The organism is Ancylobacter polymorphus (assembly GCF_030813495.1).
Classification (GTDB): domain Bacteria; phylum Pseudomonadota; class Alphaproteobacteria; order Rhizobiales; family Xanthobacteraceae; genus Ancylobacter; species Ancylobacter polymorphus.
In genome coordinates this window covers 48578-75495 of the sequence record NZ_JAUSUI010000008.1, presented here as the reverse complement: position 1 = coordinate 75495, position 26918 = coordinate 48578, and the positions used below count along the sequence as shown (strand labels likewise).

Genomic DNA, 26918 nt, shown 5'->3' with positions numbered 1-26918 from the left:
TGCGGCAACGACACCGAGGAGTGATGAAATGAGCCTCTATGGCATGATGCGGACGGGTGTGTCCGGCATGGCGGCGCAGTCCAACAAGCTGAGCACCATCGGCGACAACATCGCCAATTCGGGCACCACCGGCTACAAGCGCGCCTCCACCGAATTCTCCAGCCTGCTGCTGCAGAGCGGGCCGGGCGAGTATAATTCCGGCGCGGTCAACACCAGCGTGCGCTATGCGGTGAGCCAGCAGGGCGCGTTCAACTATTCCACCTCGGCGACCGATCTCGGCATCCAGGGCAACGGGTTCTTCCTGGTCTCCGATCCCAACGGCACCTCCTATCTCAGCCGCGCCGGCTCCTTCACCGTCGATGCCTCCTCCGGCAATCTGGTGAACACCGCCGGCTTCACGCTGATGGGCTACGACATCACCAATGGCGATCCCAATGTGGTGCTGAACGGCGCCGGCGGGCTGAAGCCCGTGCGCGTCGCCGATGTGCGGCTCGCCGCCAATCCCTCGCGCACCGGCGCCTTCGCCGCCAACCTGCCGGCCGCCGACACGGCGGTGACGGGCAGCACCCCGGCGGCCAACGTCGCCGGCTCGTCCTACTCGCAGAAATCCTCGCTGGTGACCTTCGACAATCTCGGCAGCGAGGTCACGCTCGACATCTATCTCACCAAGACCAGCGACAGCCCGATCGCGTGGGAAATGACCACCTTCGACCGTGCCGATGCGGCGGCGGGCGGTGGCTTCCCCTATGCCAGCGCCCCGCTCTCCACCCAGACGCTGGATTTCGACGCGCTCGGCAACCTCACCTCCGCCCCGACCATGGCGCTGAACGTGCCGGGCGGCCAGACGCTGACGCTCGACCTCACCGGCATGACCCAGCTGGCCGACCGCTACACCCCGCTCAACGCCACGGTGGACGGCAACGCCCCGAGCTCGGTGTCGAGCGTCACCATCGACAAGGACGGCGTCGTCTCCGCCGTCGATCTCAACGGGCGCAAGTCGCCGCTCTACAAGATCCCCCTCGCCTTCGTCACCAGCCCGGACAATCTCACGCCCAAGGCGGGCAATGTGTTCGAGACGACGCGGGAATCGGGCGGGCTGCAGATCGGCTTCGCCAATGAGGGCGGGCTCGGCTCCATGGTGTCCGGCGCCACCGAGCGTTCGAATGTCGACATGGCGTCCGAGCTCACCGAAATGATCAGCGCCCAGCGCGACTACACCGCCAACTCCAAGGTGTTCCAGACCGGCTCCGAACTGCTCGACGTGCTGATGAGCCTGAAGCGGTGATACGCCGATGAGCCTGTCGCTCGCCTTCAACACCGCCCGCGCCTCGCTCGCGGCGACCTCGACGCAGATCGAGACGACGTCCCGCAACATTGCCAATGCGGGCCAGCCCGGCTCCTCGCGCAAGATCGCCGTCACCACGACGGAAGCGACGGGCGGGGCCTATGTCGTCACCGTCTCGCGGGCGAGCGACGGACCGCTCTATACGCGCATGCTCGGCGCGACCTCGAACGCGGCCGACCGGCAGGCCGTGCTGGACGGGCTCGACCGGCTGCGCACCGGCATGGGCGATGTCACCGGCGACAATTCGCCGGCGGCACGCCTTGGCGCGCTTGGCGACGCGCTCGCCCAGTTCGCCAACGCCCCGGACGATCCCGCGCTCGGCGCCCGCACCGTCACCATGGCGCAGGACCTCGCCACCACGCTCAACAGCGCCGCCGCCACCGTGCGTACCGTCCGCTCCGAGGCCGACAGCGGCATGGCGCGCTCGGTGGCGCGGGTCAACGATCTGCTCAAGCAGTTCGCCGCCGAGAACGACACGGTGGTGCGCGGCACCGGCGCCGGGCGCGATGTCAGCGATGCCATGGACCGGCGCGACACGCTGCTCGCCAGCCTCGCCGAGGAAATGGGCGTCACCGCCGTCTCGCGCGGCAATAACGACCTCGTGCTCTACACCGATGGCGGCGCCACCCTGTTCGAAACCACGCCGCGCAGCGTCAGTTTCGCCACCACGCCGATGCTCGCCGCCGGCATGGCCGGCAAGGCGGTGATGGTGGATGGCGTCAGCGTCACCGGCGCCGACGCCACCATGCCGCTGCGCTCCGGCCGGCTCGCCGGCCTCGCCGAACTGCGCGACCGCACCGCCGTGACGCTGGAGACGCAGCTCGATTCCCTCGCCTTCGGCCTTACCCAGGCTTTTGCCGAGAAGGACCAGACCGGCGGCGGCGCCCCCGATGCGCCCGGCCTGTTCACCGATGGCACGGCGAACCTGCCGGCGGGCCCCACCGGCCTCGCCGCGCGCCTCACCGTCAATCCGGCGGTCGATCCCGCGCAGGGCGGCAGCCCGAGCCGGCTGCGCGACGGCGGCATCAATGGCGCGGCCTATGTGGTCAATACGGGCGGCCAGCCGAGCTTCGGCGCCCATCTGCAGGCAAGCGGAGCGGCGCTGGCCGAGGTGCGCGATTTCGACCCCGCCTCCGGCATTCCCGCGCGCTCCACCATGGCCGATTTCGCCGCCGCCTCCACCGGCTGGCTGGAAGGCCAGCGGCAAGTGGCGGCGCGGGAGACGGAAAGCGAGAGCGCGCTGCTCGCCCATGCCTCCTCGGCGCTGTCCAACGCCACCGGCATCAACATGGACGACGAATATGCCCGGCAGCTCGACCTCGAACGCAGCTACCAGGCCTCGTCCAAGCTCATTGCCGTGGTCAGCAGCCTCTATGACGCGCTCTTCCAGGCTCTGAGGTAAGCGATGCATTCCAGCTTCATCTCCACCCTCACGCTCAACAATGCGCCGCGCGCCGCCCTGCCCCGGCTGCAGAACGAACTCGCCAAGGCGAGCCAGGAGCTCACCACCGGCCGGCGTGCCGATATCGGCCGCGACCTCGGCGTGGCGGTCGGCGAGAACCTCACCTTGCGCCGCGACCAGACATCGCTGCAGAGCCTCATCGACGGCAATGCCTCGACCGGCGCCGTGCTCGACCGCACCCAGACCGCGCTCGACGACATTCGCGGCCAGGCCGACCGTTTCCTCAGCGCCATGGTCGGCATTTCCGACGCCAATAGCGGCGCCGGCGTGCTGGCGGCGCAGGGCCGTTCCGCCCTCGACGCCCTCACCTCGACGCTCAACCTCACCGATGGCCGGCGCTATCTCTTCGGCGGGCTCAACAGCGGCACCAAGCCGATGGCCGGTTTCGACGAGGGGCCAGAGGCGGCCATAACAGGGGCCTTCGCCGCCCGCTTCGGGCTCGATCCCGCCGATCCGATGAAGGACCCGGCCGTGGCGCAGATCCCCGTCGCCGACCTCGCCGACTTCATCGACACCACCTTCGCCGCCAGCTTCGAGGAGCCGGGCTGGAGCGCCACCTGGTCGGACGCGAGCAGCGAGAACCGCCGCGCCGCCATCTCCTCCACCGCCCAGATCGAGGTCGGCGCCAGCGCCAATGAGCCAGCCATGCGCAAGCTCGCCATGGCATACACCATGATGGCGACGCTCGGAGGCTCCGGGCTCAAGGGCGACGCGCTGAACACCGTGCTCGACAAGACCCGTGGTCTCCTCGGCAGCGCCATTTCCGGCGTCACCGACATATCGACCCGGATCGGCTCCGCCCAGAGCCGCATCGCCGCCGCCGACACCCTGATGCGTAGCGCCATCGACGCCACGGATCGCCGCCTCAACGTGCTCGAAGCCGTCGACCCCGCCGAAGCCAAGACGCGGTTCGACACCATGACCACCCAGGTCGAGATGTCGTACTCGCTGACCGCGCGAATACTTAAACTGTCCATCATGGACTACGTCTAGGACGAAAGGTCTAAAGATGTACCGCTTCTCCTATGCCGAGATACTCGGCGATTCCGCTGCCGAAGCCCGGGACGAGGAACGCATCGCGCTCGACCGCGCCATCGACATGCTGACGCGCGCCCAGGCCAACGGCCCGTCCTCGCCGGAGGCCGCCGAGGCGGTGCTCTATCTCCAGAAGCTCTGGGGCTTCCTCATCCGCGACCTCAGCGATCCGCACAACGAGCTGGCCGAGCAGCTGCGCGGCAACCTGATCTCCATCGGCCTGTGGGTGATCAAGGAGGCGGACCAGATCGTTCAGGAGCGCTCCTCCAATTTCGCCGCCCTCATCGAGGTCAACCGTTCCATCCGCGACGGGCTGATGTGAGGGGCGGCGATGCAGATTTCGCTCAAGCCCGGTGAACGCCTGTTCCTCAACGGCGCCGTCATCCGCGTCGACCGCCGGGTGACCGTCGAGCTGATGAATGACGTGGCCTTCCTGCTGGAAAGCCATGTGCTCCAGGTCGAGGACACCACCACGCCGCTGCGCCAGCTCTATTTCGTGGTGCAGATGATGCTGATCGAGCCGCACCGGATGAGCCAGGCGCAGCGCCTGTTCCGCGAGCAGCTCGCCGCGCTCGTCGTCTCCTTCCGCACCGACTCGATGATCGCCGCGCTGACCCAGATCGGCGATCTCGTCGATACCGGCCGCTATTTCGACGCGCTGCGCTCCATCCGCCGCCTGTTCCTGGTCGAGGAGACCATCCTCGGCTGCGACGCGCCGCGGGCCGCCTAGAGCTTTTTCCGCGCCGCGCCACCGCTGACGCTGCCGCTGCCTCTTGCGCGCGGCCCCAAGGGAGTTCCGCCATGACCAGCATCAACGCCCTCGGTGGCAGCACAAGCGCGGCCGCGCCGGCCAAGTCGGGCGGCAGCACGCTCGATTACAGCGCCTTCCTGCAGCTGCTCGTCGCCCAGATGAAGACGCAGGACCCGACCAAGCCGATCGACAGCGCCCAGTATCTGGGCCAGCTCGCCTCCTTCTCGCAGGTGGAACAGAGCGTCTCGGCCAATGCCAAGCTCGACCGGCTGCTCACCTCCTCCGCGCTGCAGATCGCCGATGCCGCCGTCGGGCGCACCGTCACCAGCGCCGATGGCAGCGTGACCGGGCAGGTGGCCTCGGTGCGCATCACCTCGGAAGCCCCGGTCGCCACCCTCACCGACGGACGGGAGATCACCCTCGGTTCCGGCATCCGGATCGCCTGAGCGATGAACGAGGCCGACGCTCTCGATATCGTCCAGTCCGCCATCTGGACCATCATCATCGCGTCCGGCCCCGCGGTCGCGGCGGCGATGCTGGTCGGCATCGGCGTCGCCCTGTTCCAGGCGCTGACGCAGGTGCAGGAAGTCACCCTCACCTTCATTCCGAAAATCATCGCGGTGCTCATCGTCACCGCACTCACCGCCACCTTCGTCGGCCAGCAGATCCTCGCCTTCACGCAGGAGGTCTATGGCCGCATCGGCACCGGATTCTGATGCATCATGAGCGCCCTGACCGCCGCCCCCGCCACTGAGCGCGCCTCACGGCGCGACATAGGCTTCGCGGCGGGCATCGTCGCCATCCTCACCATCCTGTTCCTGCCGATCCCGGCCCCGCTCATCGATCTGGGGCTGGCGCTGTCCATCGCGCTCTCCGTGCTGATCCTGATGGTGGCGCTGTGGATTCAGAAGCCGCTGGAATTCAGCGCCTTCCCCACCGTGCTGCTGATCGCCACCCTGCTGCGCCTCGCGCTCGGCATCGGCACCACGCGCCTCATTCTGGCGGAAGGCGGCGAGGGCGTTCACGCCGCCGGGCACATCATCAGCGGCTTCTCGCAGCTGGTGATGAGCGGCGATTTCGTCATCGGTATCGTCGTCTTCGTCATCCTGATCACCGTCAACTTCCTCGTCATCACCAAGGGCGCCACCCGCATTGCCGAGGTCGGCGCGCGCTTCACCCTCGATGCCATCCCCGGCAAGCAGATGGCGATCGACGCCGATCTCAATGCCGGCCTCATCGACGACAAGGAAGCCCAGAAGCGGCGCAGCGAGCTGGAGGAGGAAAGCTCCTTCTTCGGCTCCATGGACGGCGCCTCGAAATTCGTCCGCGGCGAGGCGGTGGCGAGCCTCATCATCATCGCCGTCAACATTTTCGGCGGCATCATCATCGGCGTCACCCGCCACGGGATGGAGCTGCGCGAAGCGGCGGACATCTTCACCCGCCTGTCCGTCGGCGACGGGCTGGTCTCGCAGATTCCCGCGCTCATCGTCTCGCTCGCCGCCGGCCTGCTGGTGTCGAAGGGCGGCACGCGCGGCGCCACGGAAAAGGCGGTGCTCGGCCAGCTCGGCGCCTATCCGCGCGCGCTCTATGTCGCCGCCGCCCTGATGTTCTGCCTGGCGCTGGTGCCCGGCCTGCCGCTGATCCCCTTCGCGGCGCTCGGCGCCATCCTGGCCTTTGTCGGCTACAAGGTGCCGCAGCACCTCGCCCGCCAGAAGGAGGCCGAGCAGGCCCGGGCGGCGCAGGCGCAGCAGCAGGCCGCCGCCGAGGCCAAGGATTCGGTCAAGGAATCGCTGCGCACCGCCGAGGTCGAGGTGGTGGTCGGCAAGCAGCTCGCCACCATCGTGCTGCGCAACCCGGCCGAACTCGCCCACCGCATCGGCAAGATGCGGCGCAAATTCGCCGAGCGCTACGGCTTCGTGGTGCCCGACATCCGCGTGACGGAAGGGCTCGGCCTGCCGGCCAAGAACTACCAGATCCGGCTGCACGGCACCGCCATCACCGGCCATGAGATGCGGATCGGCGAAGCGCTGGTGGTGATCGGCGAGGGCCCGCGCCCGGACGTGCCCGGCGACGAGACCCGCGAGCCGGCCTTCGGCATGAAGGCGCTGTGGGTGTCGGATGCCTATGCCGCCGAGGTCAAGCGCGAGGGCTTCATTCCCATCGACGCGCTCTCCATCATGCTCACCCATGTCAGCGAGGTGGTGTCGAACAATCTCGCCCAGCTGCTGTCCTACAAGGACATGCGCGCGCTGCTCGACCGGCTCGATCCCGAATATAAGCGGCTGATCGAGGATATGTGCCCCTCGCAGATTTCCTATTCCGGGCTGCAGGCGGTGCTGAAACTGCTGCTGGCCGAGCGCGTCTCGATCCGCAATCTCCACCTCATCCTCGAAGCCATTGCCGAGATCGTGCCGCATGCCCGCCGTTCCGAGCAGGTGGTGGAACATGTGCGCATGCGCATGGCGCAGCAGATTTGCGGCGATCTTTCCGAGGGCGGGGTGCTGAAGGTGCTGCGGCTTGGCGGCAAATGGGACCTCACCTTCCATGAGAGCCTGAAGCGCGACGCCAAGGGCGAGGTGGCGGAGTTCGACATCGACCCCCGCCTTGTCGAGCAGTTCGGCACCGAGGCCTCCACCGCCATTCGCGAGCGCATGCGCAGCGCCGGCAGCTTCGCCCTCGTCACCGCCCCCGACGCCCGGCCCTATGTGCGGATGATCATCGAGCGCATGTTCCCGGCGCTGCCGGTGCTCTCGCATGTGGAAATCGCCCGCGGGGTGGAAATCTCCTCGCTCGGGGCCATCGCGTGAACAGCGCGGCGGAGGCACCCCTCGTCGCGGCCTTCCTCATCTTCTGCCGCATCGGCGCCTGCTTCATGCTGATGCCGGCCTTTTCCAGCAGCCGGCTGCCGGCCAAGGTGCGGCTGTTCCTGGCGCTGGGCATTTCCTATGCCCTCACCCCGCTGCTGGGCGACGGCATCGCCCGCACCGTTGTCGGCCTGTCGCAGGCCCAGCTCCTGCTGGCGATCGGCGGCGAGCTCGCCACCGGCGGCATTATCGGCCTGCTGGCGCGCATCTTCTTCCTCGCCCTGCAGACGCTGATGACGGCGGCGGCGCAGGCGCTGAGCCTCGCCACCCCCTCCAGCATGATGGCCGACGATGAAGGCCAGGTGCCGGAAATCGCCACGCTGATGGCGCTGTCCGCCGTCGCCCTGCTGTTCGCCACCGAACAGCACTGGGAGATCCTGCGCGCGCTCATCGATTCCTATGCGCGGCTGCCGCCGGCCGGCACCTTCCAGACCGGCGCCTCGCTCGCTTTGGTCGTGGACCGGCTCACCGACACCTTCCTGCTGGCGCTGCGGCTGGCGAGCCCGTTCCTCATCTATTCCGTGGTGGTGAACTTCGCGGTCGGCCTCATCAACAAGCTGACCCCGCAGATTCCCGTCTATTTCATTGCCATGCCCATCATCACCGCCGGCGGCCTGCTGCTGCTCTATGCGACGGTGGACGATGTGCTGCGCATGTTCCTGGAGGCCTTCGCCTCCTGGCTGGTGAAAGGCTGAACCATGGTCGCCACACTGCGCAAGGCGCGGCGGATCGAATCGGTGCAGGGGCAGATGCACCAGCGCGCCGAAAGCGCGCTCGCCCAGCTGGAGCGGGCGCTGGCCGAGGTGCAGCGGGAGCGGGGCGAGGTGCTCGCCGTGCTCAACAACGAGGCCGTGCCCTCCTTCGTCATCGCCCTCGCCGCCCCGCGCCTGCGCGCGCTCGACGCGCAGATCGCCCGGCTGCAGCAGGAAGTGGCACGCCAGAAGGTGGTCGCGCTCGACGCCGCCATGCGGCTGAAGCGGGCCGAGCGCCTGACCGGCAAGGCCGCCGCGCACGCCAACGCCTTGCGGGAGCGCGCCGATCTCGACGACGCGCTCGAGGCTTTCATCGCCCGGAGTGGCGCAAGCTTCCCGCCAGCCTGACCTGCGAGGCTGCAACCGTCAAAATGTAACGGTGCAGCCGATGAGCATTCAGCCGCCATCCGATATCCTTCTCGACGTGGTGAAAGCCGCCGATCCGCACAAGGCGCAGGCCATGGCGGCGCGGCTGCGCGAGGTCGCGTCCGCCGGTCCGGCCGGGGCCGTGGACCTCGCCGGGGGCGTGGGCTTCGATGACGCCCTCGCCAGCGAAGGCGTCGCCGCTCCGGCCCTCGGTGAAGGCACCAGCCCGCTCGGCGGCTTCTCCGCCCGGGCGCTGTCCAACGCCACCGCCCTTTCCGCCCGTCAGGAGACGCCCGGCGCCTCGCCCTATCGGCGCTTCGAGGCGATGGTGCTGAGCGGCTTCGTCGAGCAATTGCTGCCGAAATCGAGCGCCACCCTGTTCGGCGCCGGCACCGCCGGGCAGGTCTGGCGCTCCATGCTGGCCGAGCGCATCGCCGATGAAGTGGCGAAATCCGGCGGCATCGGCATCGCCCAGCACCTCGCCGCCGCGCGGGGCGGGCCCAGCGCATCATGACCGCCAATCCCGCCCTTGCGACGCTGAAGGGCCTGCTCGACCGGCTGGAAGAGACGGTGGAGGAGGAAACCTCCGCGCTCGCCCAGCGCCGGCCGCTGGACTTCGAGGAGATCAACCGCCGCAAGAGCCGCAGCCTGCTGGAGCTGACGCGCGCCATTCGCTCGCTGCCTGAGGCGTTCGACGCCGCCCGCGAAGGCGCTCTGTCCGCGCGGCTGGCGCGGCTGCGGGCCGGGCTGGAGGCCAATCAGGACATGCTGCGCATCCATCTTTCCGCCGCGCAGGAAATCGCCGCCCTTCTCGGCCGCGAAATGGGCGAGGCGGAATCCGACGGCACCTATTCCTTCGCCCAGCTCAACCGGCAGGCCGCGCGATGATGCGTCTGCTGTTCATCGGCCTCTGGGTCTGCCTGGTGACGCTGCTGGCGAGCTATGGCGGGGCCTATTGGATGGCGGGATCGGCCGGCGCCAAGAGCGAGGAACCCTACCTCGCCGGGCTCGAATATCGCCGGCTCGACCCGATCAACGTGCCGATGATCATCGACGGCACGGTGCGCGGCTATGTCATCGCCAAGCTGGTGTTCACCGCCGACGCCGGGACGCTGCGCAAGCTGCCGATCGACCCGCAGATCTTCGTCACCAACGCCGCTTTCGACGAGATCTACACCGAGGGCCGCATCGAATTCGGCAAGTTGTCGAAATACAACCTCGCCGAAATGATGGCCAATATACGCATGCGAGCGAACGAAAAGCTCAAAGGCGACGTCATAACCGAAATACTCGTCGACGGCATCAACTACATCGACAAGTCCGAGATACGCGCCCTTGTCGACCGCACCGGCGACGCGCCGAAGAAAAAATCATCCGCCGCCTCAGGCGAAAAAGCAACGCATTGATCTCACCCGGAAATGTCACATGAAGATCACCGGTAAAATCTACTCCATCGTCGCCACGCTGGGCCTGACAACGGCGATCGTCGGCGGCATTTCCGTCTACACGCTGGCGCATGAAACCCGCCTCGCCAACAAGCTCGACCAATTGCACCGCCAGGCCTTCCTCGCCGAGCGCATCAACGGCCTGGTCAGCACCGTCGTCATGGATGCGCGCGGCATCTACATGTCGAAGGACACCGACGCCGCCAAGCCCTTCGTCGCCGGTCTGAAGCGTAGCCTCAACCAGCTTGAGGAGACCGCGCAGGAAGTCACCACAACCGACGACGCCGATGTGCGGGCGAGCTTCGGCCCGGTCGCCAAGGATGTCGCCGACTTCGTCACCTTCCGCACCGAGACCGCACGCCTCGCCACCGTGGAAGGCCCGCAGGCGGCCAATACCCAGGGCAACAATGAGGCCAACCGCGCCAACCGCAAGGCGCTGCAGACCTCGCTCAACGAACATGTCGATCGGCTGCACAACATGACCGACCCGTTGCGCGAGGAGTTCAACACGGTCAGCAGCTGGGCCGGCCTCGTCATCCTCGCCGCCACGATCATCGGCCTTCTCATCGGCATCGGCACCGGCCTCTATATCGGCGTCGTCACGCTGAGCCGCCCCATCCGCCGGGTCATCGACACGGTGAGGGCCGTGGCCGACGGCAAGCTCGATGTCGCGGTCGAGCCCAATCCGGGCAAGGACGAGATCGGCGACCTCTGGCGCTCCACCGGCGAGCTTCTGGGCACGCTGCGCGACGCCGAGCAGCTGCGCGCCGAGCAGGCCACCAATGCCGAGCGCATGGAAGCCGAGAAGCGCGTCGCCATGCGCGATCTCGCCGAGCGCTTCGACAGCGAGGTCTCCGGCGTCGTCCGCTCCGTGGCGGCCGCCGTCACCCAGCTCGAACATTCCGCTTCCAGCATGAGCTCGTCCGCCGACGAGACCAGCAAGCAGTCCACCGTCGTCGCCGCCGCCGCCGAACAGGCGACCAGCAATGTGCAGATCGCCGCTTCCGCCGCCGAGGAGCTCGCCGCCTCGGTACGCGAGATCGGCCATCAGGTGGCCACCGCCGCCAAGATCGCCGGCGAAGCCACCGAGCAGGCGACCGGCACCGCCGATGTGGTGCGCGGCCTCGCCACCAACGCCCAGCGCATCGGCCAGGTGGTGAACCTCATCACCGACATCGCCTCGCAGACCAATCTGCTGGCCCTCAACGCCACCATCGAGGCGGCACGGGCGGGCGAGGCGGGACGCGGCTTCGCGGTCGTGGCCATGGAAGTGAAGACCCTCGCCGAGCAGACCTCGAAGGCGACCGACGAGATTTCCTCGCAGATCGCCGCCGTGCAGGGCGCCACCAACGATGTGGTGCGGGCGATCGAGAACATTACCGGCACCATCCGCCGCATCGACGAGATTTCCAGCGCCATCGCCACCTCGATCGACGAGCAGGGGGCGGCGACCGGTGAAATCGCGCAGAACGTCCACCAGGCCGCCCAGGGCACGCAGGAAGTGTCCTCCAGCATCTCGACGGTGAGCGTCGCCGCCGCCGACACCGGCCGCGTCTCCGCCGAAATCGTCCGCTCCGCCACTGATCTGTCGTCTCAGGCCAGCCGCCTGCGCACCCAGGTCGACACCTTCATCGAACGTATCCGCGCCGCCTGAGCCCCGCCGGCGCCGTGCGCGCCGGCTCCGAGATCACCCCAATCCAGTGAGTGTCATGGACGATCTGCTCCGCGAATTCCTGACGGAAACCAGCGAAAGCCTCGACGTCGCCGACGGCGAACTTCTGAGGCTCGAAACCGACCCGAACAACCGGGACATCCTCAACAACATCTTCCGCCTCGTGCACACCATCAAGGGCACGTGCGGCTTCATCGGCCTGGCGCGGCTGGCACGTCTCGCCCATGCCGCCGAGACGCTGATGGATGAGTTCCGCAACGGCCGGCCGGTGAAGTCGGGCGCGGTGGACCTGATCCTGCGCACCATCGACCGGATCAAGCTGATTCTGGCCGAGATCGAGCGCACCGACGGTGTCGAGCCTCCGGGGGCGGACGAGGACCTGATCACGGCGCTGGAAGCGGAAGCCGCGCAGGAGACCGTCGAGGAAGAGGTGGTCGCCCCGCCGCTCGCCGCCGCCATGCCGGCGCCGGTGGAGACCGCCTCCGCGGCCGGCACGCTGGAGCGCGAGCTGCTGCCGGGCGAAGTGCCGCTGGACGAACTGGAGCGCATGTTCCGCGAGACGGCGGTGGAAGCCCGCCCCAAGGCGGTCCCCGCGCCCGCCCCCGCGCTCGCGCCGAAGGCCGCCGAGGGCGAACCGGCCGCGGCCGGACACGACCCGGCGGCGGCGGCGGCGCAGACCATCCGCGTCAACGTTTCCGTGCTCGAACATCTGATGACGATGGTTTCCGAGCTGGTGCTGACCCGCAACCAGCTGATGGAAATCAGCCGCCGCAACGAGGACAGCGAATATAAGAGCCCGCTGCAGCGGCTCTCCACCGTGACAGGCGAATTGCAGGAAGCGGTGATGCGCACCCGCATGCAGCCGATCGGCAATGCCTGGCAGAAGCTGCCGCGCATCGTGCGCGACCTCGCCCATGAGCTCGGCAAGCATATCGAGCTGGAACAGCACGGCGCCGAGACCGAACTCGACCGGCAATTGCTCGACCAGATCAAGGACCCGCTCACCCATATGGTGCGCAATTCCGCCGATCACGGTCTGGAGATGCCGGCCGCGCGGCGCGCCGCCGGCAAGCCGGAAAAGGGCACGATCCGCCTCGCCGCCTATCACGAGGGCGGCCATGTCATCGTCGAGATCGCCGATGACGGGCGCGGGCTCGATGTCAGCCGCATCAAGGCGAAGGCCGTCGAGAACGGCCTGTGCACGGAAGCCGACGCCGCGCGCATGACCGATGCGCAGGCCTTCCGCTTCATCTTCCAGGCCGGCTTCTCCACCGCGCAGCAGGTCACCAGCGTGTCCGGCCGCGGCGTCGGCATGGATGTGGTGCGCTGCAATATCGAGGCGATCGGCGGCACGGTCGATGTCCGCTCCAAGCGCGGTGAGGGCACCACCTTCACCATCAAGATCCCGCTGACGCTGGCCATCGTCCCGGCGCTGATCGTCGAATCCACCGGCGAGCGCTTCGCCCTGCCGCAGACCTCGGTGGTCGAGCTGGTGCGGGTGCGCGGCGACAGCGAGCATTCGCTGAGCTTCATCAAGCACGCCCATGTGCTGCGCCTGCGCGACCGGCTGCTGCCGATCCTCGACCTTGGCTCGGTAATGGGCCTGTCCTGCCATTGGGGCGAGCGTCCCGAGGGCGAGCTGATCGTGGTGATGCAGGTCGGCAGCCAGCGCTTCGGCGTCGTCGTCGACAGCGTCTCGCACACCGAGGAAATCGTGGTGAAGCCGCTCGCCTCCGTGCTGCGCGGCATCTCCCTGGTCTCGGGCAGCACCATTCTCGGCGACGGGCGCGTCATCATGATCATCGATCCCAACGGCCTGTCGCAGGTCGCGGCGTCGCGGTCGGACAAGACCGGCGAAGCGACCAAGAGCGAGGCGGATGCCGCGAAGAACGCCGATTCCAACCGGATGTCGCTGCTGCTCTGCCGCGCCGGCGCGGAAGGGCTCAAGGCGGTGCCGCTCGCCCTCGTCACCCGCCTCGAAGAACTCGACGCCGAGGATGTGGAGCGCCTGTCGGATCGGTGCGTCGCGCAGTATCGCGGCACGCTCATCCCGATCCTCTACGCCAATGACGAAGTGGAGCGGAAGACCTCCGGCAAGCAGCCGCTCCTCATCTTCTCGGAAGGCGAGCGGACCATGGGCCTTGTCGTCGACCAGATCGTCGACATCGTCGAGACCGCCTTCGAACTCAAGCTGTCCTCGACCTCCCCGGACATCATGGGCGGAGCGATCATCAACGGCACCGCGACCGAAGTGCTCGATGTCGCGCATTTCGTGCAGCGCGCCTTTGGCGAGAGCTTCGACATTCCCGTCGGGCATGGCCATGAGCGCAATGGCCGGCTGCTGCTGGTGGACGACAACGCCTTCCATCGCGCGATGCTGGAACCGGTGCTGAAGGGCAACGGCTATGCCGTGACCACCTGCACCTCCGCCAGCGAGGCGCTGGAAAAGCTCTCCGGCGACGCCCGCTTCGACGCGGTGGTCAGCGAGGTCGATCTGCGCGGCCTCGACGGCATCGGCTTCGCCGAGCGCGTGCGCAGCGAGCTGCACATGGAGAACCTGCCGATCATCGCCATCGCCACCGGCGGCGACGCGGATTCCATCGAACGCGGCCGGATGGCCGGTTTCACCGATTATGTCGCGAAGTTCGACCGCAACGGCCTCCTCGCCGCGCTGCGCGAATTCGCGGTCCACGAGGATGAGGAGAAGGCGGCATGAGCACGGCAGCTGCCAATGTGGAAGGGCGCAGCGACGCCCATCAATATGTGACGGTCCGCGTCGGCGGACAGCTCTTCGGCCTGCCGATCTCGTCGGTGAACGAGGTGTTCGTCCCCGACCGCATCACTCCGGTACCGCTCGCCTCGCGCGAGATCGACGGGGTGCTGAACCTGCGCGGCCGCATCGTCACCATGATCGACATGCGCCGCCTGCTCGGCCTGTCGGACGGCACCCTCGCCCGCATGGCGGTGGGCATCGAGCGCACGGGCGAGGCGTTCGCCCTGCTCATCGACGGGGTCGGGGACGTGCTGCTGCTCGACCCCAGCACCTATGAGAGCAACCCGCCCAATCTTGAGGAAGAGTGGACGCAGTTCGCCGAGGGCGTGCATCGCCTGGAGACGGAACTGCTCGTGGTGCTCGATGTCGAGCGTGTGCTCGCCACCGTCGGTGGCGTGCGCAGCGCGGCATGAGGGGGCGGAGCCGGGAACGAAGCCGATGAAGACGTTTCTTGTCGTTGACGACTCCAGTGTGGTGCGCAAGGTCGCGCGGCGAATGCTGGAAGAATGGTCGTTCGAGGTCGATGAGGCCGAGAACGGCGCCGTGGCGCTCGTGCGCTGCCGCCGGCAGATGCCGGACGGCATCCTGCTCGACTGGAACATGCCGGAGCTCACCGGCGTCGAATTCCTGGAGCAGCTGCGCAGCGAGGCCGGCGGCACCGCGCCGCGTGTGGTGTTCTGCAGCACCAATAACGATGCCTCCCACATCGCTTCGGCCCTCTCGGCCGGCGCGGACGAGTACATCATGAAGCCGTTCGACGCGGACATCCTGCGGGAGAAGCTTGTCGAGGTCGGTCTGCTGGAGGAAGAGCCCACATGACGCTCGCACGTCCCCCTGGCACGCCCGCCGCGCCGCCGCAGGCGCAGCCATCCGGTCCGCCGATCAAGGTGATGATCGTCGACGATTCGGTGTTCATGCGCGGCATTCTGAGCAAGTGGCTCGGCGAATCCGGCGAGTTCACCGTGGTCGGCACCCATCCCAATGGCCGCCGCGCCGCCGACGATGTCCAGAGCTCGCAGCCGGACGTGGTCATCCTCGATCTCGAAATGCCCGACATGGACGGCCTCACCGCCCTGCCGCTCATCCTTGAGCGCAAGGCCAACACCGCGGTGCTGGTCGCCTCGGCGCTGAGCCGCCGCGGCGCGGAGGTCAGCCTGCGCGCGCTCACCCTCGGCGCGGCGGACTACCTGCCCAAGCCCGACAGCGCGCGCGGCCCGGTGGCGGCGGAAGAATTCCGCGCCGAGCTTCTGGCCAAGGCCCGCAGCCTCGGCCAGCGCGTGCGCCGCCGCTCCATGCCGCGCCCGCCGGTCGGCTCGACCACGGCCGGTGCGCCCGCTGCCGGCACGCCCGCGACGGCCCCGGCCGCCGCCCCGCCGAAGATTCCCGGCCTCGGCCGTACCGATGGCAAGCTGCGCGCCTATTCCCGCATGCCGCCGGGCCTCCTTGCCATCGGCAGCTCCACGGGTGGGCCGCAAGCGCTCACCAAACTGTTCGCCGATATCGGTCCCACCATCGGCCGCGTGCCGGTGCTGGTGGTGCAGCACATGCCGCCCACCTTCACCGCCATCCTTGCCGAGCACATCGCACGCGCCTCGGGCCGGCGCTGCGCCGAAGGACGCGACGGGGAAGACCTCGTCGCCGGCCAGATCTATGTCGCGCCGGGTGGCCTGCACATGGATGTGGTGCAGAGCGGCGGCGTGAGCCGGATCCGCCTCATGGACAGCGCGCCGGTGAACTTCTGCAAGCCCGCCGTCGACCCGATGTTCGAATCGGTCGCCGGCATCTATGGCGCCGCCGCCCTTGCCGTGGTGCTCACCGGCATGGGCAGCGACGGCGCGCGCGGCGCGCTGAAGATCGCCGATTTCGGTGGCAGCGTCATCGCCCAGGACGAAGAAAGCAGCGTGGTCTGGGGCATGCCCGGCGCCACGGCGGCGATCGGCGCCTGCGCCGGCATCCTGCCCATGGTGGAGATCGGCCCCCGGGTTAACCGGCTACTCACGGGAGGCCGTGAATGATCGCGCCAGCCGAATTCGAGTTCCTCCGGCGCTTCCTCAAGGAAAAATCCGGCCTCGCCCTCACCGACGACAAGCATTACCTTTTGGAGACAAGGCTCGATCCGGTCATGCGGAAGGCCGCGATCCCCAATGTGGCGCAGCTTGTCGCCGCCCTGCGAGAGCGCGGCACCTCCCCGCTCGCCGAGGCGGTGACCGAGGCGATGACGACGAACGAGTCGCTGTTCTTCCGCGACAAGCGGCCCTTCGAACAGCTCGCCTCGCTGATCCTGCCGGGCATCGTCTCGCGCCGTCCGCCGGGCCAGCCGCTGCGCATCTGGTGCGCCGCCGCCTCGACCGGGCAGGAGCCCTATTCCATCGCCATGCTGCTGCGCGACAATGAGCGGCTGCTCGGCGGAAGGCGGGTGGAGATCATCGCCACCGATCTCTCGGGCGAGGTGATCGACCGGGCGAAGGAGGGTCTCTACACCCAGTTCGAGGTGCAGCGCGGCCTGCCGGTGCAGTATCTGCTGAAGTGCTTCAACCAGGAGGGCGACATGTGGCGGATCAATGCCGACATACGCTCCATGGTCCGCTTCTCCCGGCTGAACCTGCTGCAGCCCTTCGGCCATCTTGGGCAGTTCGACATCGTGTTCTGCCGCAACGTGCTGATCTATTTCGACGCGCCGACGAAAAGCGACGTGCTCAGCCGCATCGCCAGCGTCATGGCGCCGGACGCCTATCTCGTGCTCGGCGGCGCCGAGAGCGTGCTGGGCCTGTCCACCGAGCTGGTGCCCGGCAGCCAGCACGGCTTCTACATCCGCAAGAACTGATACGGCTTCCGGCCGTCGCGGCGGCCCCGGCCCCGCCGGGGAAGGACGAGGCGCGCCCGGACGGGAAAAGACAGGCAAGCCCCCCAAGGAAGCCGCCCAGACGGAAGCCGCCCGCACGGGCGGCTTCCTTTCAACGCCGGCGCGGCGTCACAGCAGCGATTTGCGCAGCAGCATGTGCACGCCCTTATTGCCGTCCACCATCTGCGTCACCCGCAGATTTCCGGCGAGCGAGCACAGCATATAGGCCTGGTTGCGCGAGAGATTGGTGCGCTCGCACACATGCTTGACCATCTCGCGCGTCGCCTGCCTGGCGGCGTCGTCGAGATCCTCGTCGAGACCGATCGACATCAGATGCGTCGCGCTCTCGGCGAAGGGCCAGTCGAGCGCCATGTCCTTGCGCACGGTAAGGCGGAACGTGCCGGTGACGCCGGTTTCCAGCGCCGTGATGCACACTTCGCCATCGCCCTGCACGCCGTGGCCGTCGCCGGCGAAGAACAGCGCGCCCTCGTTGAAAACAGGCAGATACAGCGTGGTGCCGGCGCGCAGCTCCTTATTGTCCATATTGCCGCCAAAGGCGCGCGGCACCGGCGAGCCGCAGCGGCCCCAGGCCGGCGGCGGCGCGGTGGCGATGATGCCGAAGAAGGGATCGAGCGGAATCTCGGTGCCCCAGGGCATGATGCAGACATTCTTGGCGTGGTCGACCACGGGGTGGATGGTCTCGTAATCGGTGAACTCGTCCGGCAACGTGCCGAGCAGCGGCAGGATGGAGACGAAGCCCCAGTCCTGGCGCACCTTCACGTCGAGAATGTCGACCTGCAGCGCGTCGCCGGGCTTGGCGTCCTTCACATAGATCGGGCCGGTGATGAAATGCGGCCCCGGCCCCTGCGGCAGCGTGTCGAGCGCCAGCCGGTAATCCTCGGGAACCGGCAGGGTCTCGGGCAGAGTCTCCTTGCCGCCGGCGGGGAAGGAATGCAGCGTGACCACATCCCCCGAGGCGATTTCGAGCACGGGCGGGGTCTGGCTGTCGAGATAGCCCCAGACCATGTTTTCCGGCGTGGCCGGGATTTCAAAGCGGCGCGACATGGGGAACTCCTGATGCGATGCGCGAGCGCGTGTCAGACGGCGATGAAACGGGTGAGATGGGCGCGGCTCATCGCCTCGGCGCGGCCGCTCTCCACCACGGCCCCGCGCGAGAGGATGAGGAAAGCGTCGGCGGTCTCGATGGCGAAGTCGAGATATTGCTCGACCAGCAGGATGGAGAGCCGGCCTTTCAGCGCGCGCAGCACCTCGCCGATGGCGGCGACGATATTGGGCTGGATGCCCTCGGTCGGCTCGTCGAGGATCAAAAGGCGCGGGCGTGTGACGAGGGCGCGGGCAATGGCGAGCTGCTGCTGCTGCCCGCCCGACAGCGCGCCGCCGGGGCGCTTCCACATCTCGGCCAGCACCGGGAACAGGCTCACCGCCTCCTCCATCGCCGCCGTGCCATAGGTGCCATGGGCGCGGGCGGCGGCCTCGATGTTCTCGCCCACCGTCAGTTCCGAGAAGATTTCGCGGCCCTGCGGCACATAGGCGATGCCGGCGCGGGAGCGGCGGTTGGGCGACCATCCGGTGATGTCGGCGCCGTCCAGCAGTACCCGACCCGCGCTCGGCGCGATCAGCCCCATCACGCATTTAAGCAGCGTGGTCTTGCCGGCGCCGTTGCGGCCGAGCACCGCCAGGCACTCGCCCGGCGCGATCTCCAGCCCCACCTGGCGCAGCACCTGCGAGGAGCCATAATGCTGGTCGAGTGCCTCGATACGGAACTGCATGCTCAGCGCCCCAGATAGACCTCGATGACGCCGGCATCGGCGCGGACCTTGTCCATCGGCCCTTCGAACAAGGTGCGGCCCTCATGCAGCACGGTGACGCGGTCGGCGATGCGCTCGACGAAATCCATGTCGTGCTCGACCACGATAATGGCGCGGTCCGGCCGGTTGAGCCGTCGCACCAGCTGCGCCGTGCGCTCGGTCTCCTCATCGGTGAGGCCGGCGACCGGCTCGTCCAGCATCAGCACCTTGGGGTCGGAGGCCAGCACCATGCCGATTTCCAGCCATTGCTTCTGGCCATGGCTGAGCTCACCGGCGAGATGGGTGGCGTGACCGGCGAGGCCGACCGTTTCCAGCACCTCGCTCACGCGGTCCTCCAGCGCCGGCGCGTCGAGGGCGCGGCGGAAGCCGGCATCGGCGCCGATGGCGATGTGCTGGCGCACGCTCAGCCCCTCGAACACGCTGGGCTTCTGGAACTTGCGGCGGATGCCGGCGCGGGCGATGGCGGAGTCGCTGGCCTGCGTCAGGTCGAACGCGCCGTCGAACAGCACCCGCCCCTCCTTCGGCCGGGTGATGCCGGAGATGACATCGAGCAGCGTGGTCTTGCCCGCGCCATTGGGGCCGATCACCGCGCGCACCTCGCCATAATCAATGGCGAGCGACAGCGCGTCGATGGCGCGGAAACTGCCGAAGCGCACGGTAAGCCCGTCGACGAGGAGAGCGGTGACCGCCATCAGCGCCCCTCCTCCAGCGCGGCCGCCGCGCGCCGCGGCCCCATGGGGCGGACGAGTTTGAATGTCGCCAGGTCCATCAAGCCGTTGGGGAAGACCAGCACGACGAGCACGATGAGCCCGGAGAGGATGAACGGCCAGATGTCCGGCGCGGCGAAGGACAGCCAGAACTTCACCGCATTGACCAGCAGCGCGCCGATCACCGCGCCGGCGAGATGGCCGCGCCCGCCGATCGCCACCCAGACCGCGATCTCCAGCGACAGTTCCGGCGAGAGCACGCGCGGATTGATGATGCCGACCTGCGGCACATAGAGCATGCCCGCACACATGGCGATCAGCGCCGACAGGCACCACACGCCGAGCTTGAGCCGCAGCGTCTCATAGCCCAGCGTGCGCAGGCGGGTTTCGTCGTCGCGCGTCGCCAGCATCAGCGCGCCGAAGCGGCTGCCGACGAGAAGGCGGCAGCCCACCAGCACGCCGGCCAGCACCAGGAGCGAGGCGATGGCGAGCGCGGTGATCATGCCGCTCGTGCCCATCGGCCAGCCAAACAGCACGGCAAAGCCGGTCATGCCATTATTGCCGCCAAAGCCGGTGTCGTTGCGGAACATCAGCAGCATGGCGACATAGACCAGCGCCTGGGTGATGATGGCGAAATACACCCCGCCCACCCGCGAGCGGAACGAGACATAGCCGAAGATGCCGGCGATCAGCCCGGTGACCGCCACGGCGACGAACAGTGCATAGGGAAAGAACTCGAACCCTGCCCAGTAGAAGGGGAAGTCCTTCCAGCCCATGAACTGCAGGAAGTCCGGCACCGTCCCCGTCACCACGAAGGAGTGCTTGAGCAGATACATGGCCATGACATAGCCGCCAACGGCGAAGAACAGGCCATGGCCGAGCGACAAGATGCCGAGATAGCCCCAGATGAGATCGAGCGCGAGCGCCAGCACGGCGAAGGCGGCGAGCTGGCCGATGGCATTGGCGAGGTAGCGCGACAGCGCGAAGGGCGTGCCGGCGAGCAGCCCCATCGCCAGCGCCACGCCGACCAGCGCAAGCAGCAGCGCGAGGAAGGGACGGTCCTTGGACAGCGGCATCATTTGCGGCGCCCCTTCACGGCGAACAGCCCTTCCGGCCGCCATTGCAGGAAGCCGATGATCATCAACAGCACGATCACCTTCGCCGCCACCGCGCCCCACAGCGGCTCGATCAGCACATTGATCTGGCCGATGCCGAGCGCGGCCACCACCGTGCCGGCGATGGTGCCGACGCCGCCGAGCACCACCACCATGAAGGCGTCGATGATGAAGTTCTGGCCCATTTGCGGGTTCACCGAATAGATCGGCGACAGCGCGAGGCCGGCCAGCCCGGCAAGGCCGGAGCCGAGGCCGAACGCCATCATGTCGACGCGCCGCGTGGGAATGCCGATGCAGGCGGCCATGTCGCGGTTCTGCGTCACCGCGCGAATGTTGAGGCCGAGCGGCGTTTTGCGCACCACCGCCCAGGTCAGCGCCAGCGTCACCACGGCGAAGGCAATCGCGAACATGCGGTTCCAGGTGAAAATGAAGTCGCCGATCACAGGCACGCCGCCGGTGACATAGAACGGCGTCTCGAATTGCAGGTTCTGCGTGCCGAACAGCACGCGCACCAGATTCATCAGGAACAGGCTCACCGCCCAGGTGGCGAGCAGGCTCATCAGCGGGCGCTTGTAGAGATGGCGCAGAAGGCTCGCTTCCAGCGCGATGCCGATGGCGGCGGTGACAAGGAAGGCGAACGGGATGGCGAGCACCAGATACCAGTCGAGCAGGCCGGGCGCGAGGCTGCGCAGCCCCTGCTGCACCAGCCAGGTGACATAGGCGCCGATCATGATCAGCTCGCCCTGCGCGAGGTTGATCACTCCCATCAGCCCGAAGATGATGGCGAGGCCGATCGCGGCCATGAACAGGATCGAAGCGAAGCTCAAGCCATTATAGAGCGTCGCCAGCGCGTCCCCCAGCGCGATGCCGCGCTCGACTTTGGCGATGCCGGACTCCACCGCCTGGCGGAACGCCGCGTCGGTGGCATAGGCGGCGTCGCTTTTCAGCCCGGTGAGCTGGGTCAGCGTGCGGCGGTTCGGGTTCTCAGTGAGGCGCGCGATGGCGGCGCGGCGCAGCGCGGGATCGGCGGCATTGAGCGCGGCGCTTTGGGCGAGGTTTTCGATCTGCGCCTTCAGCCCCGCATCGGTCTCGGCCTGCGCGGCCCCCTCCAGCAGGCCCGCCGGGATCAGCGCCGGGCGGCGTTCCAGTATCTTCAGCGCCGCCGCCCGCTGGCTGACGCTTGGGGCCATGCGCAGCGTGAAGGCGGCGTCGGCGAGTTCATAGACCGGGCGGTTCTTCAGGCTCAGCAGCGGCGTGCGCGGCGTACCCTGCGCGGCGCGCGGCGCGCGGGTGAGGGCATCAAGCCCGCCCTCCGTGAGCACGGCGCCGGCCTCGTCGCAGGCGAGCGTGCGGTCGATGGCGGCGCGCGGCAGCGGCGCCGCCCAGGCGCGCTCAGCTTCTTCGCCGCTGGCGGCGAGCGCGGCGAGCGCGGTGCCCGCCTCGCCCATCGCCGCGGCCTCGCCGCACATTCTGGCGATCAGCGCGGCGCGGTCGAGCGGCTGCGCCCCGGCCGGAGAGGCGAGGAGCAGGCCGCCGGCCAGCACGCCGACGAGGATAGAAACGAAAGGCGCCAGCTTCATCGGGAACTCAAGGCCGCACGGAGGGTGGAAGACCATGTGCGGCGGGTGAAAAGGCAGGGACGAAAGGCGGCCGGTGAAAGGCGGAGACACCGTCTCGGCCCGGCGTCATCCCGGAATGGCCGAAGGCCATATCCGGGATCGGCCCAAGAAGACGGAACGCGATTCCGGCTCTCCGCCTCCGGCTGCGGCCGGGATGACGGCGTACCGGTTCACTCAGCCATAGGGGCTGAACGGCACGGGCTTCGGCGTGTCCTTGGACTGCCAGAGAATGTCGAAACCCTGCTTGTCGTTGACCGAGCCGATGAACACGCCGCGGGCGACATAATTGTTCTCGCCCGTCATCGAGATCTTGTAGCCCGACGGGCAGTCGAAGGTCAGGCCCGCGAACGCCTTGGAGACTTCCGGCACGTCGAAGGAACCGGCCTTCGCCGCCGCCATCGCCCACAGATGCACCGAGTCATAGGCCGACACCATCGGGTCGATCGACACCGTACCGGAGAAGGGCACGTTCTTGGCCTTCACATAGGCGGCCCAGTTCTTCAGGAACGCCTCATTGGCCGGGCCCTTGGCGTTCTGCAGATAGGCCCAGCAATTGAGGTGGCCGACCAGCTTGGCGGTGTCCAGACCTTCGAGATCGGCCTCCACCATGTCGAGGCCGAGCACCGGAATGTCGGTGGCGAGAATGCCCTGATTGGCGAATTCGCGCATGAAATCCGGAATCGAATTGCCGACCACGGTAAGGATGACCACCGGCTGGCCGCCGCCCTCATCGGCGAAAGCGCGGATCTGGTTGACCAGCGTCTGGAAGTTGGAGAAGCCGAAGGGGACATATTCCTCCTTCCACGCGCTCTCCTTGATGCCCTTGGATTTGAAGTAGCCCTTGAGCTGCTTGTTGATGGTGCGCGGCCACACATAGTCCGAGCCGAGCATGAAGAAGCGCTTGGCCGAGACGCCCTCATCGCCCATCAGATAATCCACCGCCGGCAGCACCGAACTGGCCGGGGGCGAGTTCACATAGACGACGTTCTTGGAATTCTCGTCGCCCTCGAAATGCAGGGGGTAGTAGAGCAGCCCATTCTCCTGCTCGACCACCGGCAGCACGGTCTTGCGCGACACCGAGGTCCAGCAGCCGAACAGCGCCGCGACCTTCTCCTGCTGCAGCATCTGCTTGGCGGACTGGGCGTAGAGCGGCCAGTCGGAGGCGGGATCCGACACCAGCACCTCGATGGTCGAGCCGTTGACGCCGCCCTTGGCGTTGATCTCGTCGGCCGCCATCTTCACCACATAGTTCAGCCGGCCTTCGAGATTGGCCATGGTGCCGGAGGAGGAGAACAGGCAGCCGAGCTTCACCGGGCCGGCGGCGCGGGCGCTGCGCAGATAGGCCGGCATGGCGAGGGGAGAGGCGAGGCCGGCGGCCGCAACGCCACTCGCCTGCAGGAAGGAACGCCGCGAGAACTTGACCATGGGACGGACACCTCGATGAGCGGAAGATGCCGCGAATTCTGTTGAACCCCCGTCCCGGCGCAACTTCATATAATGTTCAGCCCTGCCCAATGGCGCGGCACCGGGCCTGCCCTCGCGCCGTTTCTGGCAGGATTGCCACTTGCGGGCGCGCGCCTCTCCCCGCCCGCCACCGCGCGGGCCGGGGCGAGAACCGCCCGCACCATCCCATGCGGCCAAGCAACCGGGCCCGGCGGTGACGCGGCGCAGGATTTCGGTCGCCGCGCGGGGCGAGACGCGGTACTGTGCTCATATTAAGCGCATGCTTATCTGATGTGCGGCTGACGGCCGCCGCGCCAGATGACCGGCTAGGGGTGTGGGGACAGGTTCGACCGTTCGATCCGTCAACATTCATGAGGACGATCCGATGCGACGTTCGCAGTTCACCGAAAGCGAGATCATCCACCTGATCCAGGAGGCGAATGCCGGCGTGCCGGTGGATGAGATCTGCCGCACCGCCCAGGTCTCGCTGCGCACCTTCTACCGCTGGCGCCGCCGCTTCGGCGGGCTGAGCGCGCCGGCGGTGATGCAGATGAAGGAACTGGAAGCCGAGAACCGCCGGCTGCGGGCGCTGGTGTCGAACCTGTCGCAGCAGTTGCACGCGCCCGAGCGCACCGAGCCGCCCGGCGAGCGGCCCCACCGTCCCGGCCGCCTCCCTTTGCCGGCCGGCGCGATGCCGCCCCATCGCGCCTCGATGCTGGCGGCGGAGCGCTGCGGCGGCTCGGTCGTCGGCCGTTTCGCCTCGGTCCGCGTCACGCGCTGAGGCGCTGCCGGTTGTTTAGGCGCGCCAAATGGCAAAACTGACAGAATGATCCGGGCCGCGCGGTGGAAATAATCATTCCGCCGGCCTCGTGTGCGCGGCGCGGCCCGCGAATGATGCGACAGCATCGCCAGAGCGCTGCTTTCGGTGACACACGGAAATCCTGCCGCCCCTCGCGGCAGATTACTGCGCTCTATTTGCGCTTGCGCCATGCTGCACCCGGTCTTTTCCTTTCCGCCGAGGCTCATGCGGCATTCAGCACGGTGGAGAGCAACCCATGTCCCGGATTACAACCGACGGCTTCAATCGTCGCGGCTTCCTCAAGACCTCGGCCCTGATCGGCGGCGGCCTCATCGCCGCGCCCTATCTCGGCGGGCGCGCCAGCGCGGCGGCGCTCAAGACGGTGAATTTCAGCGAGGCGGTGCACAACCTCGGCTACATTAATCTCTATGTCGGCATGCACGCCGGCATTTTCGAGAAGAACGGCCTCGACATGAAGGTCTCCGCCGCCGGCGGCGACACCCAGACCTTCGCCGCCGTGCTCGGCGGCTCCGCCGATTTCGCCATTGGCGACGCCACCATGGCGCAGATCTCGCGCGAGAATGGCGGCCCCGGCGTGGTGGTCGGCACGGTGGTGCAGCGCGCGCATTATTTCGGCGTGTCGAAGACCATGGAGCCCTTCACCGACCCGATGGCGCTGAAGGGCAAGAAGGTGGTGACCTCCCCTGAGCCCAACACCAATTATTCCGTCACCAAGCGCATGGTGGAAAAGGCCGGCATGAAGCTCGGCACCGATGTCACCATCGTGCCGGTCAGTCCCGGCACCGAGATCGGCGCCATGCTCGCCGGCCAGGCCGACATGGCGGTGGCCTATCAGCCGAGCGTCGCCGCCGCCGAGGCGCAGGGCTCCAAGGTGGTGTTCGACTTCTCCAACTATATCGGCCCGTTCTGCAACACCGGCATCATGGTGCTGCCCTCCACCATCGCCAAGGATCCGGCCATGGTGCAGGCGCTGGTGACCTCCTTCGAGCAAGCCTCGCGCATGACCTATGCCGATCCCGCCTTCGCCAAGAAGGTGGCGCGGCTGGAATTCCCCGATCTGCCGGGCGAGGTGGTCGACAAGGCGATCGACGCCGAGCTGAAATATCTCATCCCGGCGCAGTCGGTGATCACCAAGCCGGACCAGTGGGCCAATCTGATGGACATGCAGCTCTATCTCGGCAACATCAAGGGCACGGTGAAGTTCGACGAGATCATCGACAATTCCTTCGCCGAGAAAGCCATCAAGCAGCTCGGGTGAGCGCGGTGGTCCCCCCCACCGTCGCGGGAGGGGCGGCCGCGCCGGCTGGCGCGCCGCCTCTCATCGTCGAGCACGTGGCCAAGAGCTACGACGCGGACGGGCGCATCGTGCCCGTCATCGGCGATCTGTCGCTGAACCTGAACGAGGGCGAGATCGTCGCCATTGTCGGCCCCTCCGGCTGCGGCAAGACCACGCTGCTCAACACGCTGTGCGGGCTCATCTCCGCCGATGCCGGGCGCATATGCTGGCACGGCCGGGAGATTTCCGGCCAGCCCGCGGGCGTCGGCTACATGCTGCAGAAGGATTTGCTGCTGCCCTGGCGCACGGCGCTGGGCAACGTCATGCTCGGGCTGGAGATACGCGGCGTGCCGCTCTCCGACGCCGAGGAACGCAGCCATGTGGTGCTCGACAAGCTCGGCCTGCATGGTTTCGCCGAGCATTACCCCACCACGCTGTCCGGCGGCATGCGCCAGCGTGTGGCGCTCGCGCGTACCCTCGTGAACGAGCCGGACGTGCTGCTGCTGGACGAGCCCTTCGCCGCGCTCGATTTCCAGACCAAACTGCTGATCGAGAGCGACACGGCGCGGCTGGTGCGCGAAAGCCGCCGCTCGGTGCTGCTCATCACCCATGACATCGAGGAGGCGGTCTCCATCGCCGACCGCGTCATCGTGCTCTCGAAGCGCCCGACGCGGGTGAAGGCGGTGTACGATATCGCCCTCGCCAGCGACCGCACCGACATGATCGCCGCCCGCGAGAGCCCCGGATTCGTCGATTATGTCCGACGCATCTGGGCCGATCTCGACGTGGCGCGAAACTAGGA

General features: G+C 67.8%; 28 protein-coding genes. 22 read left to right on the top strand and 6 right to left on the bottom strand.

Annotated elements, in window-relative coordinates; genetic code table 11:
• The first annotated feature begins 28 nt into the window (after window positions 1-28).
• From J2S75_RS17855 to J2S75_RS17765, 19 genes are all read left to right on the top strand, one after another.
• A complete protein-coding gene (locus J2S75_RS17855; RefSeq protein WP_307021837.1) occupies window positions 29-1285 on the top strand; it encodes a flagellar hook protein FlgE in 1257 nt (418 codons plus the stop codon).
• Between the two features lie 7 nt (window positions 1286-1292).
• Complete coding sequence (flgK, locus tag J2S75_RS17850) at window positions 1293-2747, top strand: flagellar hook-associated protein FlgK (RefSeq protein ID WP_307021836.1); 1455 nt, start codon at window positions 1293-1295, stop codon at window positions 2745-2747.
• A gap of 3 nt (window positions 2748-2750) precedes the next feature.
• Window positions 2751-3800, top strand: a complete 1050-nt coding sequence (locus tag J2S75_RS17845) for a flagellar hook-associated family protein (protein WP_307021835.1) — start codon at window positions 2751-2753, stop codon at window positions 3798-3800.
• A 16-nt stretch (window positions 3801-3816) separates the two neighbouring features.
• Window positions 3817-4164: a flagellar biosynthesis regulator FlaF gene (gene flaF, locus J2S75_RS17840; RefSeq protein ID WP_244450424.1), complete on the top strand. Its 348-nt coding sequence runs from the start codon at window positions 3817-3819 to the stop codon at window positions 4162-4164.
• Window positions 4165-4173: 9 nt separating this feature from the next.
• The gene (flbT, locus tag J2S75_RS17835) at window positions 4174-4572 is read left to right on the top strand and encodes a flagellar biosynthesis repressor FlbT (protein ID WP_307021832.1); all 399 of its coding nucleotides are present in this window, start codon (window positions 4174-4176) and stop codon (window positions 4570-4572) included.
• Window positions 4573-4643: 71 nt separating this feature from the next.
• A complete protein-coding gene (gene flgD / locus J2S75_RS17830) occupies window positions 4644-5039 on the top strand; it encodes a flagellar hook assembly protein FlgD (protein ID WP_307021830.1) in 396 nt (131 codons plus the stop codon).
• A gap of 3 nt (window positions 5040-5042) precedes the next feature.
• Window positions 5043-5309: a flagellar biosynthesis protein FliQ gene (fliQ, locus tag J2S75_RS17825; RefSeq protein WP_307021828.1), complete on the top strand. Its 267-nt coding sequence runs from the start codon at window positions 5043-5045 to the stop codon at window positions 5307-5309.
• A 6-nt stretch (window positions 5310-5315) separates the two neighbouring features.
• Window positions 5316-7400, top strand: coding sequence for a flagellar biosynthesis protein FlhA (flhA, locus tag J2S75_RS17820; RefSeq protein WP_307021826.1), 2085 nt, complete (start codon window positions 5316-5318; stop codon window positions 7398-7400).
• Window positions 7397-8152 (top strand): flagellar biosynthetic protein FliR, encoded by a 756-nt coding sequence (locus tag J2S75_RS17815; protein ID WP_307021824.1) that lies wholly within the window; start codon window positions 7397-7399, stop codon window positions 8150-8152. Before flhA ends, J2S75_RS17815 begins: the two co-directional genes overlap by 4 nt.
• Window positions 8153-8155: 3 nt before the next feature.
• On the top strand, window positions 8156-8557 hold the full coding sequence (locus J2S75_RS17810) for a hypothetical protein (protein WP_307021822.1): 402 nt from the start codon (window positions 8156-8158) through the stop codon (window positions 8555-8557).
• Window positions 8558-8597: 40 nt separating this feature from the next.
• Window positions 8598-9089, top strand: coding sequence for a rod-binding protein (locus J2S75_RS17805; protein WP_307021820.1), 492 nt, complete (start codon window positions 8598-8600; stop codon window positions 9087-9089).
• On the top strand, window positions 9086-9463 hold the full coding sequence (locus J2S75_RS17800) for a magnesium transporter CorA family protein (RefSeq protein WP_307021818.1): 378 nt from the start codon (window positions 9086-9088) through the stop codon (window positions 9461-9463). The genes J2S75_RS17805 and J2S75_RS17800 overlap by 4 nt, the downstream gene beginning before the upstream one ends.
• Complete coding sequence (locus tag J2S75_RS17795) at window positions 9460-9981, top strand: hypothetical protein (RefSeq protein WP_307021816.1); 522 nt, start codon at window positions 9460-9462, stop codon at window positions 9979-9981. Before J2S75_RS17800 ends, J2S75_RS17795 begins: the two co-directional genes overlap by 4 nt.
• Before the next feature lie 19 nt (window positions 9982-10000).
• The gene (locus J2S75_RS17790; RefSeq protein WP_307021814.1) at window positions 10001-11674 is read left to right on the top strand and encodes a methyl-accepting chemotaxis protein; all 1674 of its coding nucleotides are present in this window, start codon (window positions 10001-10003) and stop codon (window positions 11672-11674) included.
• A gap of 55 nt (window positions 11675-11729) precedes the next feature.
• Window positions 11730-14408, top strand: coding sequence for a hybrid sensor histidine kinase/response regulator (locus J2S75_RS17785; protein WP_307021812.1), 2679 nt, complete (start codon window positions 11730-11732; stop codon window positions 14406-14408).
• Window positions 14405-14878, top strand: coding sequence for a chemotaxis protein CheW (locus tag J2S75_RS17780; protein WP_244450412.1), 474 nt, complete (start codon window positions 14405-14407; stop codon window positions 14876-14878). Before J2S75_RS17785 ends, J2S75_RS17780 begins: the two co-directional genes overlap by 4 nt.
• A gap of 25 nt (window positions 14879-14903) precedes the next feature.
• Window positions 14904-15284, top strand: coding sequence for a response regulator (locus J2S75_RS17775; protein WP_307021810.1), 381 nt, complete (start codon window positions 14904-14906; stop codon window positions 15282-15284).
• Window positions 15281-16480, top strand: coding sequence for a protein-glutamate methylesterase/protein-glutamine glutaminase (locus tag J2S75_RS17770; protein ID WP_370874169.1), 1200 nt, complete (start codon window positions 15281-15283; stop codon window positions 16478-16480). Before J2S75_RS17775 ends, J2S75_RS17770 begins: the two co-directional genes overlap by 4 nt.
• A complete protein-coding gene (locus J2S75_RS17765) occupies window positions 16477-17289 on the top strand; it encodes a CheR family methyltransferase (RefSeq protein WP_307021808.1) in 813 nt (270 codons plus the stop codon). The genes J2S75_RS17770 and J2S75_RS17765 overlap by 4 nt, the downstream gene beginning before the upstream one ends.
• Window positions 17290-17436: 147 nt before the next feature.
• On the opposite strand, the gene J2S75_RS17760 is transcribed toward J2S75_RS17765, so the two are convergent.
• The 6 genes from J2S75_RS17760 to J2S75_RS17735 form a co-directional block, all read right to left on the bottom strand.
• Window positions 17437-18372 carry an acetamidase/formamidase family protein gene (locus tag J2S75_RS17760; protein ID WP_307021806.1) on the bottom strand — a complete coding sequence of 312 codons (936 nt, stop codon included), beginning with the start codon at window positions 18370-18372 and terminating at the stop codon, window positions 17437-17439.
• Between the two features lie 32 nt (window positions 18373-18404).
• Complete coding sequence (gene urtE, locus J2S75_RS17755) at window positions 18405-19097, bottom strand: urea ABC transporter ATP-binding subunit UrtE (protein WP_244450407.1); 693 nt, start codon at window positions 19095-19097, stop codon at window positions 18405-18407.
• A gap of 2 nt (window positions 19098-19099) precedes the next feature.
• Entirely contained in the window at window positions 19100-19828 is a 729-nt protein-coding gene (urtD, locus tag J2S75_RS17750; RefSeq protein ID WP_307021803.1) for an urea ABC transporter ATP-binding protein UrtD, read from the bottom strand.
• Window positions 19828-20922 carry an urea ABC transporter permease subunit UrtC gene (urtC, locus tag J2S75_RS17745; RefSeq protein ID WP_307021801.1) on the bottom strand — a complete coding sequence of 365 codons (1095 nt, stop codon included), beginning with the start codon at window positions 20920-20922 and terminating at the stop codon, window positions 19828-19830. The genes urtD and urtC overlap by 1 nt, the downstream gene beginning before the upstream one ends.
• Complete coding sequence (gene urtB, locus J2S75_RS17740; protein WP_307021799.1) at window positions 20919-22538, bottom strand: urea ABC transporter permease subunit UrtB; 1620 nt, start codon at window positions 22536-22538, stop codon at window positions 20919-20921. Before urtB ends, urtC begins: the two co-directional genes overlap by 4 nt.
• A 213-nt stretch (window positions 22539-22751) precedes the next feature.
• Window positions 22752-24002, bottom strand: coding sequence for a substrate-binding domain-containing protein (locus J2S75_RS17735; protein ID WP_307021797.1), 1251 nt, complete (start codon window positions 24000-24002; stop codon window positions 22752-22754).
• A 403-nt stretch (window positions 24003-24405) separates the two neighbouring features.
• On the opposite strand from J2S75_RS17735, the gene J2S75_RS17730 reads away from it, so the two are divergent.
• The 3 genes from J2S75_RS17730 to J2S75_RS17720 all read left to right on the top strand — a co-directional run bounded on the left by J2S75_RS17730 (window position 24406) and on the right by J2S75_RS17720 (window position 26916).
• Window positions 24406-24801, top strand: a complete 396-nt coding sequence (locus J2S75_RS17730) for a transposase (protein ID WP_307021796.1) — start codon at window positions 24406-24408, stop codon at window positions 24799-24801.
• A 274-nt stretch (window positions 24802-25075) separates the two neighbouring features.
• Window positions 25076-26098 (top strand): ABC transporter substrate-binding protein, encoded by a 1023-nt coding sequence (locus J2S75_RS17725; protein ID WP_307021794.1) that lies wholly within the window; start codon window positions 25076-25078, stop codon window positions 26096-26098.
• Window positions 26095-26916, top strand: a complete 822-nt coding sequence (locus J2S75_RS17720) for an ABC transporter ATP-binding protein (protein WP_307021792.1) — start codon at window positions 26095-26097, stop codon at window positions 26914-26916. The genes J2S75_RS17725 and J2S75_RS17720 overlap by 4 nt, the downstream gene beginning before the upstream one ends.
• Window positions 26917-26918 lie beyond the last annotated feature (2 nt).